The sequence below is a fragment of the Paracoccus panacisoli genome (assembly GCF_042435015.1).
Lineage (GTDB): Bacteria > Pseudomonadota > Alphaproteobacteria > Rhodobacterales > Rhodobacteraceae > Paracoccus > Paracoccus panacisoli.
Genome location: NZ_JBHMQU010000010.1, coordinates 1 through 11,430, shown reverse-complemented (window position 1 = coordinate 11,430; position 11,430 = coordinate 1). Strand labels below are relative to the sequence as shown.

Annotated in this window: 13 protein-coding genes and 1 pseudogene; 9 read left to right on the top strand and 5 right to left on the bottom strand. The window is 73.5% G+C overall.

Annotated features, from left to right (window positions below):
• Positions 1 to 122: 122 nt before the first annotated feature.
• From ACFHYO_RS02380 to lptB, 7 genes are all read left to right on the top strand, one after another.
• Positions 123 to 1,202, top strand: coding sequence for an AI-2E family transporter (locus ACFHYO_RS02380; protein ID WP_394318122.1), 1,080 nt, complete (start codon positions 123 to 125; stop codon positions 1,200 to 1,202).
• A 90-nt stretch (positions 1,203 to 1,292) separates the two neighbouring features.
• Entirely contained in the window at positions 1,293 to 2,216 is a 924-nt protein-coding gene (locus ACFHYO_RS02375) for an SDR family oxidoreductase (RefSeq protein WP_394318120.1), read from the top strand.
• Positions 2,217 to 2,388: 172 nt separating this feature from the next.
• A complete protein-coding gene (locus tag ACFHYO_RS02370) occupies positions 2,389 to 3,003 on the top strand; it encodes a ribonuclease D (protein ID WP_036705129.1) in 615 nt (204 codons plus the stop codon).
• 9 nt (positions 3,004 to 3,012) lie between these two features.
• Positions 3,013 to 3,972 (top strand): KpsF/GutQ family sugar-phosphate isomerase, encoded by a 960-nt coding sequence (locus ACFHYO_RS02365; protein ID WP_394318118.1) that lies wholly within the window; start codon positions 3,013 to 3,015, stop codon positions 3,970 to 3,972.
• A gap of 1 nt (position 3,973) precedes the next feature.
• Entirely contained in the window at positions 3,974 to 4,555 is a 582-nt protein-coding gene (locus ACFHYO_RS02360) for a hypothetical protein (RefSeq protein ID WP_394318116.1), read from the top strand.
• Between the two features lie 73 nt (positions 4,556 to 4,628).
• On the top strand, positions 4,629 to 5,150 hold the full coding sequence (gene lptA, locus ACFHYO_RS02355; protein WP_394318114.1) for a lipopolysaccharide transport periplasmic protein LptA: 522 nt from the start codon (positions 4,629 to 4,631) through the stop codon (positions 5,148 to 5,150).
• Positions 5,151 to 5,221: 71 nt separating this feature from the next.
• Positions 5,222 to 5,968: an LPS export ABC transporter ATP-binding protein gene (lptB, locus tag ACFHYO_RS02350; RefSeq protein WP_036733552.1), complete on the top strand. Its 747-nt coding sequence runs from the start codon at positions 5,222 to 5,224 to the stop codon at positions 5,966 to 5,968.
• A gap of 67 nt (positions 5,969 to 6,035) precedes the next feature.
• Here lptB and ACFHYO_RS02345 read toward each other — a convergent pair whose 3' ends face one another.
• The gene (locus tag ACFHYO_RS02345) at positions 6,036 to 6,992 is read right to left on the bottom strand and encodes a hypothetical protein (RefSeq protein WP_394318112.1); all 957 of its coding nucleotides are present in this window, start codon (positions 6,990 to 6,992) and stop codon (positions 6,036 to 6,038) included.
• A 289-nt stretch (positions 6,993 to 7,281) separates the two neighbouring features.
• Between ACFHYO_RS02345 and hpf the strand changes: the two genes are divergently transcribed.
• Together hpf and ACFHYO_RS02335 are read left to right on the top strand one after the other, a co-directional pair.
• Positions 7,282 to 7,863: a ribosome hibernation-promoting factor, HPF/YfiA family gene (hpf, locus tag ACFHYO_RS02340; protein ID WP_036704273.1), complete on the top strand. Its 582-nt coding sequence runs from the start codon at positions 7,282 to 7,284 to the stop codon at positions 7,861 to 7,863.
• 153 nt (positions 7,864 to 8,016) lie between these two features.
• A complete protein-coding gene (locus ACFHYO_RS02335; protein WP_036709739.1) occupies positions 8,017 to 8,481 on the top strand; it encodes a PTS sugar transporter subunit IIA in 465 nt (154 codons plus the stop codon).
• A 3-nt stretch (positions 8,482 to 8,484) separates the two neighbouring features.
• On the opposite strand, the gene ACFHYO_RS02330 is transcribed toward ACFHYO_RS02335, so the two are convergent.
• The 4 genes and pseudogenes from ACFHYO_RS02330 to ACFHYO_RS02315 form a co-directional block, all read right to left on the bottom strand.
• Complete coding sequence (locus tag ACFHYO_RS02330) at positions 8,485 to 9,210, bottom strand: SDR family oxidoreductase (protein WP_394318109.1); 726 nt, start codon at positions 9,208 to 9,210, stop codon at positions 8,485 to 8,487.
• The gene (locus ACFHYO_RS02325) at positions 9,198 to 9,950 is read right to left on the bottom strand and encodes a glycerophosphodiester phosphodiesterase family protein (RefSeq protein ID WP_394318107.1); all 753 of its coding nucleotides are present in this window, start codon (positions 9,948 to 9,950) and stop codon (positions 9,198 to 9,200) included. Before ACFHYO_RS02325 ends, ACFHYO_RS02330 begins: the two co-directional genes overlap by 13 nt.
• Positions 9,950 to 10,405, bottom strand: coding sequence for a RidA family protein (locus ACFHYO_RS02320; RefSeq protein WP_036704281.1), 456 nt, complete (start codon positions 10,403 to 10,405; stop codon positions 9,950 to 9,952). Before ACFHYO_RS02320 ends, ACFHYO_RS02325 begins: the two co-directional genes overlap by 1 nt.
• Before the next feature lie 137 nt (positions 10,406 to 10,542).
• Positions 10,543 to 11,430, bottom strand: a pseudogene (locus tag ACFHYO_RS02315) (chromosome segregation protein SMC); the annotation flags it as partial.

Below are 11,430 nucleotides of genomic sequence, written 5' to 3'. Positions count from 1 at the left end.
GCCAGAGAGACGCCGGGCGGGCCGGTCGGGGGTGACCCCTCGCGGCCCCGGTCCCCCCCCGGTCCCCCGTTGCCCGGCCCGAGGCGCTGGGCTAGCGTTCCGCCGATCCGAGGGGGCGTCAGATGCTGGTGATGGTCAGGCCGCGCACGATCTGGGCGATCCTCGGGATCGCCCTTCTCGTCTGGCTGGTCGGCCGGGTGAGCGGCGTGCTGACCCCCTTCGTGCTGGGCACCGCCATCGCCTATTTCCTCGACCCCGTGGCCGACCGGCTCGAACGGCTGGGCTTCGGGCGGCGCTGGGCGGTGGGGGTGATCGCGCTGACCATCTTCGCGGCGCTGGCGGCGGCCGCGCTGTGGCTCTTGCCCGCGCTACTCATCCAGCTGCGCCAGGCGGTCGAGGCGCTGCCGCACACGGTGCGGATGGGGTTCGATCTGCTCAACGAGCGCTTCCCCGAGCTGATGGAGGACGGCAGCTTCCTCAGGATCATCATCACCGACGCGTTCGAGCGGCTGCGCCAGACGGCGCTGGGGATGCTGGGCGGGACGCTGTCCACCGTCATCAGCGCCGTGGGGACGATCTTCGTCTTCATCGCCACGCCGGCGGTGGCGATCTATCTGCTCTATGACTGGGACCGGCTGGTGGCCGGGGTCAACCGCCGCCTGCCGCCCGAGCGGGCGCCGACCATCCGCCGCATCGCCCGCGACATCGACGACGTGCTGACCGGCTTCGTGCGCGGGCAGATGATCGTGGGGGCGCTGCTGGCGACGTTCTATTCCACGGTGCTGATGGCCATGGGGCTGAACTACGGGCTGTTGATCGGCATCACCTCGGGGGTACTGAACTTCATCCCCTATCTCGGCTCGTTCTCGGGGTTCCTGCTGGCGACCGGGGTGGCGGTGGTGCAGTTCTGGGGCGACTGGTGGCGGGTCGCGGGGGTCGCGGTGGTGTTCGTCCTCGGCCAGCTGATCGAGGGCAACATCGTCACCCCCCGGATCGTCGGCGACAGCGTCAAGCTGCATCCAGTGGGGCTGCTGCTGGCGCTCGCGGTGGGTGGCGCGCTCTTCGGCTTCGCCGGGCTGCTGCTCGCGGTGCCGCTGGCGGCGGCGCTGGGGGTGGTGGTGCGCTACTTCGACGCCGAGTACCGTGCCGCGATCCGCCGCCGCCGCACCCCCGCCACCCCGCCCCCGCCGCGGGTGGACTGAGGCGCGCCTGACAAAGGTTGGCCTGCGGAACGGGGCCGGGGCGGGGGCGTTGGCCCGGCGCAACCGACCCACCGCGAAAGGATCGCCGCCATGTCCTCTGACGACGCAAAGCCCGTTCTGCCGCCGCATCGCTCGGGCGCGATCCGCGACCCGCGGCTGCCGCTCAACCCCTATTCCGACGACCAGCAGCCCTGGCCGGGGCTTGTCGAGAAGATGGACCCGCTGCCCGACCACGGCGAGACGAGCTACACGGGCCACGGCCGCCTGACCGGCAAGCGGGCGCTGCTCACCGGCGCCGACAGCGGCATCGGCCGGGCCGCGGCGATCGCCTTCGCGCGCGAGGGCGCGGACGTGGCGATCAGCTATCACCCGGACGAGGAGTCCGACGCGCAATCGGTCATCGCGCTGATCGAGGCCGAGGGGCGCAAGGCGCTGGCCCTGCCCGCCGACCTCCGCGACGAAACCGCCGCCCGCAAGGTGGTCGATGACGCGGTGAAGGGGCTCGGCGGGCTCGAGGTGCTGGTCCTGAACGCCGGCCGCCAGCAGGCCGAGGAGTCGATCGCCGACATCACCTCGGACGCCTTCGACGCCACGATCAAGACCAACATCTACGCGCCGTTCTGGATGGCCCAGCAGGCGCTGCCGTCGCTGAAGCGCGGGGCCTCGATCATCATCACCTCGTCGGTGCAGGCGTTCTCGCCCTCGGCGCATCTCTTCGACTATGCCCAGACCAAGGCCGCCAACCGCGCCTTTGCGCAGGCGCTGGCCAAGCAGCTCGCCCCCAAGGGCATCCGGGTGAACGCCGTGGCGCCGGGGCCGTTCTGGACCGCGCTGCAGGTCTCGGGCGGGCAGTTCAAGGAGAAGCTGCCCGAGTTCGGCGCCGACAGCCCGCTCGGCCGCCCCGGCCAGCCGGTCGAGATCGCGCCGATCTACGTGCTGCTCGCCTCGGACGAGGCCAGCTACATCACCGGCGAGTGCTACGCCGCCACCGGCGGCAGCGGCACCGGGGGCTGAGGAGGCTCTCCGTAGGGTGGCTCGGCCGGAAGGACGTCACCGCGTCCTTCCGGCCCGGCTACTCCGGCCCGGCGGCGCCCTGCCCATGACGGCGTCCGGGGGGCGGGCCCGAGTTGACGCGGGGCCCTCGCGGGGGCAAACGCGGGGCTTGAGCGCTGCGAGGGACGCCCCCATGACCATCCATCTCTATCACCGCGACCTGCCGGACGGGCTCGACCTCGGGCCGGTGGTCGCCATCGACACCGAGACGATGGGCCTCGACCCGCGGCGCGACCGGCTGTGCCTCGTGCAGATGAGCGGCGGCGACGGGGACGCGCATCTGGTGCAGATCGCGCAGGGGCAGACCGAGGCGCCGAACCTGACCCGGATGCTGGCCGATCCGGCGGTGCTCAAGCTCTTTCACTTCGCCCGCTTCGACATCGCGGCGCTCGAGCGTGCGTTCGGCGTCTCGACGGCGCCGGTGTGGTGCACCAAGGTCGCGTCCAAGCTGGTGCGGACCTTCACCGACCGGCACGGGCTGAAATACCTGCTGAACGACCTCGTGGGCGTCGATGTCAGCAAGCAGCAGCAGACGAGCGACTGGGGCGCCGAGGTGCTGACGCAGGCGCAGCTCGACTATGCCGCGTCGGACGTGCTGCACCTGCACCCCCTCAAGGCCGCGCTCGAGGCGCGGCTGGCGCGCGAGGGGCGCAGCGAGCTGGCGCAGGCCTGTTTCGACTTCCTTCCCACCCGGGCGCGGCTGGACCTGCTGGGCTGGGGGGATGAACGCGACATCTTCCATCACTAGATCGGGCCGATGGAAACGCATCTCGATACCGCCCGGCGGGTGATCCGCACCGAGGCCGCCGGGCTCGCCGCCCTCGAGGCGGCGCTGACCGGCCCGCTCGCCGCGCCCTTCGACGCGGCGCTGCGGCTGATCCTGGATGCCACCGGCCGGGTGGTGGTCTCGGGCATGGGCAAGTCGGGCCACGTCGGGCGCAAGATCGCGGCGACGCTCGCCTCGACCGGGACACCGGCGCAGTTCGTCCACCCCGCCGAGGCGAGCCACGGCGACCTGGGGATGGTGACGCGCGGCGACGTGGTGCTGGTGCTGTCGAACTCGGGCGAGACGCCCGAGATCGCCGACATCGTGGCCCACACCCGCCGCTTCCAGATCCCGCTGATCGGGGTGGCCGGGCGCGACGGCTCGACCCTGCTGCGCCAGTCGGACGTGGCGCTGCTGCTGCCCGCGGCCGAGGAGGCCTGCGGCACCGGCATCGTGCCCACCACCTCGACCACCATGACGCTGGCGCTGGGCGACGCGCTGGCGGTGGCGCTGATGGCGCACCGCAAGTTCACGCCCGAGCATTTCCGCAATTTCCACCCCGGCGGCAAGCTGGGGGCGCGGCTGGCGCGGGTGGGCGACCTGATGCACGACGACATGCCGCTGGTCCCCGAAGCGGCGCCGATGGCCGAGGCGCTACTGACGATCAGCGCCCGCGGCTTCGGCGTCACCGGGGTGACCGGCCCGGACGGGCGGCTGGTGGGGATCATCACCGACGGCGACCTGCGGCGGCACATGGACGGGCTGCTGACCCATTCCGCGGCCGAGGTGATGACCCGGGCGCCGCGCACCATCGCCCCCGGCGCGCTGGCCGAGGCGGCGCTGGCCGAGATGCAGGCGCGCAAGATCACCTGCCTCTTCGCGGTCGAGGAGGACGGCCGCCCGGCCGGCATCCTGCACATCCACGACTGCCTGCGCGCCGGGATGGTCTGAGATGCCCGGCGCGCTGGGCCGCCGCACCCGGATCGTCCGCTGGCTGCGGGTGATCCTGCCGCTGGTGGCGCTGGCGATCCTGTCGGTGCTGTTCCTGCTCGGCCGCTCGCCCGACCCCGAGGCGCGCATCCCCTATGCCGAGGGCCGGATCGAGGATCTGGCCCGCAGCCCCGGCATCACCGCGCCCGAGTATTCCACCGTCACCCCGGACGGGGCGACGGTCACGGTGACCGCCGCGCGCGCCGACCCCTCGGGCTCGGACGGGCGGGCGCAGCAGGTGGCGCTGGACTGGCGGGCACGGGACGGGGTCGAGGCGCGGGTGACCGCCGCCGAGGCCGCGCAGGAGGGCCAAGCCATTACGCTGTCGGGCGACGTGGACATGGCGCTGTCCTCGGGCTGGCGGCTGACCGCGCCGCGGATCGCCGCAGACACCGGCGCCAGCCGGGTGGTGGCCGACGAGGGCGTGGCCGTGACCGCGCCCTTCGGCGAGCTGACCGCCGGCGGGATGGTCTATGCCGCCGACCCGCAGGACCGACAGGTTCTTGAATTGAACCGGGGCGTGCGTCTGCTATACCGCCCCTGACCCCGCCTGCGCGCGCCCGTGCGAGCGTCCCGCCCGCGCAGGCCGCCGCACCCCGGGGCTTCGGGAGACACGAATGTTGCCAGTCCTGCCCCGCCGCGCCCTCGTTTCCCGTCGTGCCTCGCTGCTCGGCGTCGTGCTGGGCGCCACCCTCGGCGCGCTGCCCGCGGTTGCCCAGACGGTGGCCTTCGGCGGCATCAAGGCCGATACCTCGGCCCCGGTCGAGGTCACCGCCGACAGCCTGCGCGTCGACCAGTCCACCGGGCAGGCCACGTTCGCCGGCAACGTGCTGATCGGGCAGGGCGAGATGCGGCTTTCGGCCGAGACGGTCACGGTGACCTATGCGGCGGGCGGGCAGCAGAAGATCCAGTCGCTGAACGCCAAGGGCAAGGTCACGCTCGTCAACGGCCCCGACGCCGCCGAGGCCGCCGAGGCGGTCTATGACGTCCCCTCGGGCAACATCGTGCTGACCGGCAACGCCATCGTGACCCAGGGCCAGAGCGTGCTCGCCGGCGACCGGATCGAGGTCAACCTGACCGATGGCACCGCGAATGTCGCGGGCCGCGTGCGCTCGGTCCTGCAACCCGGCGGCAACTGATGCAGGGTGCGACGCTGGCGCCGCGGGACACGCAGTCGGGCGCGCAGTCCGCCGGGCAGTCGGGCGCGCGGATGACGCCCCGCGACGGGCGGCAGGACGGGCTCGACGTCGAGGGGCTGCGCAAGTCCTATCGCAACAAGCCGGTGATCCGCGACGTGTCGCTGCGGCTGGCGCGGGGCGAGGTGGTGGCGCTGCTCGGGCCGAACGGCTCGGGCAAGACGACCTGCTTCTATTGCATCGCCGGGCTGGTCATGCCCGACGCGGGACGGGTGCTGATCGACGGGCGCGACGCTTCGGCGCTGCCGATGTTCCGGCGCGCGCAGCTCGGGATCGGCTACCTGCCGCAGGAGATGTCGATCTTCCGCGGCCTGACGGTCGAGCAGAACATCCTCGCCGTGCTCGAAGTGGCGATGCCGGACCGGCACCGCCGCCGTGACCGGCTCGAGGAACTGCTCGGGGATTTCTCGATCGGCCATCTGCGGCAGGCCCCGGCGCTGGCGCTTTCGGGCGGTGAGCGGCGCCGGGTCGAGATCGCCCGCTGCCTCGCCGCGGACCCGGCCTTCCTGCTGCTGGATGAGCCCTTCGCCGGGGTCGATCCGATCGCCGTGGGCGAGATCCGGGGGCTGGTGCACGACCTCAAGACCCGCGGGATCGGCGTGCTGATCACCGATCACAACGTCCGCGAGACGCTGGGGATCGTGGACCGGGCCTATATCCTGCACGACGGCGCGGTGCTGATGTCGGGCACCACCTCCGAGATCGTGGCCGACCCGCGGGTCCGCGAGGTCTATCTGGGCGAAGGATTCTCGATGGGCTGACGCGGGGGAACGCGGGTGCCGTGGCGCCCGCGTCCGTGACGGCGCCGCCCCGGCGGGCGGCGCCCGGTCAGAGGCCCAACAGCTTGCGCGTGGCGTCGGCGCGCTGCCCGTCCGGGATCGCCCCGGCCTCGGCCTTCTCCTTCAGCAGCGTCAGGAACGCCCGGCTTTCCGCGTCCGTCAGCGTGACGTCGCGCAGCGGCAGGGCCGACATCATCGCGGTCACAGTCTGGGCGGTGAACCCGTGGCCCAACCCCTCGGTCACGTCGGTAACGCAGGCGGTCAGGCCCGCGGCGTCCGTCACCGCCTCGCACTGGCGGCGCACCGCCGCGGTCACGCGGTCGTGCAGCAGCCGCGCCTCGTTGCGGTCGGGGCCGTCGGCCTCGTCAAGCTGGTCGGCGCGGCTGCCGATGGCACGGTAGCAGGCGGCATCGAAGGGCGTGTCCTTCATCGCCGCATCGGCGTCGCGGGCGAGGTTGGCGTAGAGAGTGGTCACCGCCTGGTCCGGGACCAGCCCGTCCTTGGCGAGGCCCAGCACCTTGTCGATCTGCGCCTGCTGGGCGTCGATGACGCCGAGGGCGGGGCAGGTCGCGGCGGTGGGCTCGGTGGTGGGCGTTGCGGAGGCGGTGTCGGCGGGGGCGGGCGGCGCGGCGTCGGTGGCCGGGGTGGCAGCCTCTGGCGCGGTCGCGTCGGCCGGGGCGGGCGGGGTTCCGTCCGTGGCCGCTTCGGTCGAAGTGGCCGGGGCTGTCGCATCGGGCGCGGGCGCCTCGGTCGCAGGGGTGTCGGTCGTCGCGGCGGATGCCTCGGGTGCAGGGGTTGCGGCCGCACCGGAGGCCGCGCTGCCGCCGGGCGCCGGGGCCGGAAGGGTCACGGCGGGCGGCGCGGTGTCACCCGCCGCAGCGCCCGGCGCGGCGGTCTGCGCGCCGGCGAGGCCGGGCAGCAGCAGGCCCGACAGCAGGACCGGCAGCGCCAGCCGGGCGGGTTGGCGGGGTGTGAACGGGCGGCGGTTCGGCGCGGAGGGGGTCATCCGAGGGACTCCTGTCGTAGCGGGCGGGGGCGGCGCGCGTCCCCGCGGCGTGGCAGCGTGGCGCGCGCCCCAAGGGGCCTGCGCCCGGACGGGCGGACCCGTCGCATCAGGGGAAAAACCGCCCGCCGCGCGGCGGGGTTCCGAACCGCCCCCGCGCCGGCGGTTTCCTGCCGGGCGTTGACTTGATCCCGGGGCTGTCCCCAAATGAAGGAAGGGGGCGGGTATTTCCCCGCGCCTCCGACGGCCGGCCGCCGCCGGTCGCCATTCGGGAACCCGAAAGGAAAAACTCATGCGTTATCAGATCAGTGGCAAGCAGATCGACGTGGGCGAAGCGCTCATGACCCACGTCAAGGCCGAGCTGGAGGAGGTGTTCGAGAAATACCAGCAGCGGCCCACCGACGCCACGGTCATCTTTTCGCGTGACGCCCACAACCTCGCCTGCGACGGGGTCGTGCATCTCTCGACCGGGTTGACGGTGCAGGCCCGCGCCGCCGACCCCGACAACATCTACGCGGCCTTCGAGAAGTGCCGCGAGAAGATGGACAAGCAGCTGCGCCGCTACAAGCGCCGGCTCAAGGACCACCACAAGGACCGGACCGAGCCGGTCGTCTTCGCCGCCGCCCCGAGCTACGTCCTCTCTGCCGACGAGGACGCGTGGGAGGATCAGGCCGAGGACGGGCTGCAGCCGCTGATCGTGGCCGAGACCGAACTCAGGGTGCCCACCCTCTCGGTCGGTGACGCGGTCATGCAGATGGAGCTGGCGGGCGCGCCGATGCTGGTCTTCCGCAACGAGAAGCACGGCGGGGTGAACGTGGTCCACCGCCGCGACGACGGCAACGTGGGCTGGATCGACCCGCGCAACCTCGCCTGACGGCGCGCCGGGGGGCGCGGCGGGGGCGGCATCGTTCCCCGCCGCGCCGCCCGCGGCGCAGGGGCGGCTGGCGCAGCAGGGCGCTGCGATGCTAGACCGCCGCGGATGACGGTCCGGCGGATGGGCCGGACGACACGAGGCAGGCGTTGACCGATGCGGATCGCTGACATTCTTTCCACCGCGGCGGTCCGGTCGCAGGCGCAGGCGACCTCGAAGAAGCGGCTGTTCCACGACCTCGCCGACATGGCCGCGCAGGCCTATGGGGTCAGCGCGCCGCAGACGCTCGACGCGCTGCAGGAACGCGAGAGCCTGGGGGCGACCGGCGTCGGGCAGGGGGTGGCGCTGCCGCACGCGCGGATCGCCGGGCTCGAGCGGGTGGCGGGGCTGTTCCTGCGGCTGGAAAAGCCGCTCGACTTCGACGCGGTGGACCGCCAGCCCGTCGATCTGGTGTTTGCGCTGCTCGCCCCCGAAAGCCCGGGGGTCGAGCATCTCAAGGCGCTGGCGCTGGTCAGCCGCACGCTGCGCGACCCCGAGCTGCGGGCCAAGCTGCGCGCCAACGACGACCCCGTGGCGCTGCACGCGGTGCTGGCCGCGGGGCTCGACACCGCCGCCGGCTGAGGCTCAGCGCGCCCCGGCCACGTCGAGGATCGCCCCCGAGACATAGCTCGCCGCGTCCGAGATCAGCCAGGTGATCGCGGCCGCGACCTCCTCGGCCTGACCGGCGCGGCCGAAGGGCAGGCGGGCGCCGACCTGGGCCACGCGGTCGGGCTCGCCCCCGTCGGCGTGGATCTCGGTGTCGATGATGCCGGGGCGGACGCCGTTCACGCGGATGCGGCGCGGGGCGAGTTCCTGCGAAAGCCCGATGGTCAGTGTGTCCACCCCGCCCTTGGTCGCGGCGTAGTCCACGTATTTCCCGGCCGAGCCGAGCCGTGCCGCCACCGACGAGACGAAGACGATCGTGCCGCCGTCGGGCAGCCGCCGCGCCGCCTCGCGCGCCTGGTAGAGCGCGCCGGTCAGGTTCACCTGCACCATGCGCGCGATCCGGTCGGGGTCCATCTCGGCCAGCGGCATCACCGGGAAGACGATGCCCGCGTTGACCACCACCGCGTCGAGCCCGCCCATCGCGGCCGTGGCCTCGTCGAAGAGCCGCGCGACCTCGCCCGCGTCGGCCACGTTGGCGGCGAAGGCCGCGCCGGTGCCGCCCGCGGCCCGGACCGCCTCCAGCGTCGCCTCGGCCGCCTCGGCGTTGCCGCGATAGCCGAGCGCGACCGGCCAGCCGCGGGCGGCGCAGTCAAGCGCCGTTGCCCGGCCGATGCCACGGGTGCCGCCGGTGATCAGGGTGCGCATGGGGTATAGCCCTCGAATGTGATGTTGGCGGCGACGCGGCGCGCCGCCTGTTCCTGTTCGGCCGAGCGGACGGTCCAGCAGAGCACCGGCACCCCGCGCGCGGACAACCCGGTCACGGCCGGGTTCGCAAGGTCCGCGCGGTCGTGCGAGACGAAACACGCGCCCGCCCGGTCGAAATCCTCGAGCCGCGCCAGCGCCGCCCGCCGCCCGGCCGGCACGCCCGGCCAGTCGTCGGCCGGAAACGCGCAGCTCGTCAGCCCGACGGCCACGCCGGGGGCGGCGCGGTGGACCATCTCGGCGGCGTGGGGGTTGAAGGACATGACCGCCAGCGGCCCGGCATAGCCGGCCGCCAGCGCCGCCACGGCCAGCGGCAGCTCGCCCATGTCGGGGCCGAGATCGCCGGACTGGTCCTTGATTTCGATGAGCACCGGCACCCGGCCCGCGACCAGCGCCAGCACCGCCGCGAGCGTCGGGATGCCCTCGTCCGTGCCCAGAAGCCGCCGCCCCGCCGCCTCGGCGACCGAGAGCGCCGCGACCACGCCACCGTCGCCGGTCAGCCGGGTCAGCTCGTAGTCGTGGAACACCAGCGGCGTGCCGTCCTCGGCGGGCTGGACATCGAGTTCGATCCCCCAGCCGCCGGCGATGGCGGCGTGAAAGGCGGCCAGCGAATTCTCGGGCACGCCCGGCCCGTGCAGCCCACGATGGGCGAGCGGGCGGGTCAGGAAGTCGGGGTGCAGCATCAGCCGAGCTCGAAGATCGCCTCGATCTCGACGGCGACCCCGCGCGGCAGCGCCGCGGCCGAGACGGCGGCGCGGGCGTGGCGGCCGCGGTCGCCGAAGACCTCGACCATCAGGTCCGAGCAGCCGTTGATGACCTCGGGCTGGTCGGTGAACTCAGGCGTCGAGGCGACGAAGCCGGTCAGCTTCACCACCCGCGCGATCCGGTCGAGCGATCCCGCGGCCGCCCGCGCCTGCGCCAGCAGCGCCAGCCCGCAGGCCCGCGCGGCCGCCGCGCCCGCGGCCACGTCCATGTCCTCGCCCAGCCGGCCGCGGATCAGCCCGTCCGGGCCCGCGGAAATCTGCCCCGAGACGAACAGCAGGTTGCCCGACTGGACATGGGGCACATAGTTCGCCGCGGGCGCAGGCGCGTCGGGCAGGGTCAGGCCGAGTTCGGTCAGGCGGGCGTCGATGGACATCGCGGGCTCCTCCGGTTTGGGTCGGCGCGAGCCTAGCAAGCCGCCGCCCGGGATGCCATTGCCGCGCGCCCCCTCGGGCTGGACCCAAATATCCCCGCCGGAGGCTCCCCACGCCGCCACAAGCGCCACCGGCCGGGTCAGGCGACCAGCGCCTCGGCCCGGCGCAAATCCACGCTGACGAGCTGGCTCACCCCCTGTTCCACCATCGTCACCCCGAACAGCCGGTCCATCCGGCTCATGGTCACGGCGTGGTGGGTGATGATCAGGAAGCGGGTGTCGGTGCGCCGGGTCATCTCGTCCAGCAGGTCGCAGAACCGGCCCACGTTGGCGTCGTCGAGCGGTGCGTCCACCTCGTCCAGGACGCAGATCGGGGCGGGGGTGGCCAGGAACACCGCGAAGATCAGCGCCAGCGCGGTCAGCGTCTGCTCGCCCCCCGACAGCAGGCTGAGGGTGGACAGCTTCTTGCCCGGCGGCTGGGCGAGGATCTCGAGCCCGGCTTCGAGCGGGTCGTCGGATTCGACCAGCACCAGCCGCGCCTCGCCGCCGCCGAAGAGATGGGTGAAGAGCGTGGCGAAGTTGGCGTTGACGGTGTCGAAGGCCGCCAGCAGCCGCGCCCGGCCCTCGCGGTTCAGCCCGCCGATGGCGGCGCGCAGCTTGTGGATCGCGGCGGTGAGGTCGTCCTTTTCCGCCGCCAGCGCCGCCCGCTCGGCCTCGAGCGCGCGCTTGTCCTCGTCGGCGCGCAGGTTGACGGGGCCGAGCCCATCGCGGGCGGCGCGCAGCCGGGCGATCTCGGCCTCGAGCGCCGCCGCGGCGGGCAGGGCCTCGGTGTCACCAAGCGCTTCGGCCAGCGCCTCGGGCGTCTCGCCGGTATCCTCGGTGATGCGCGCGGTGGCCTGGGCGGCGGTCTCGCGCGCGGCCTCGACACGGGCCTCGGCCACGGCGCGGGTCTCGCGCGCGTCCGAGGTGGCGCGCTCGGCCTCGCGCTCGGCGGCGCGGGCCTCGAGCTCGCGGGCGGCCTCGCCGCG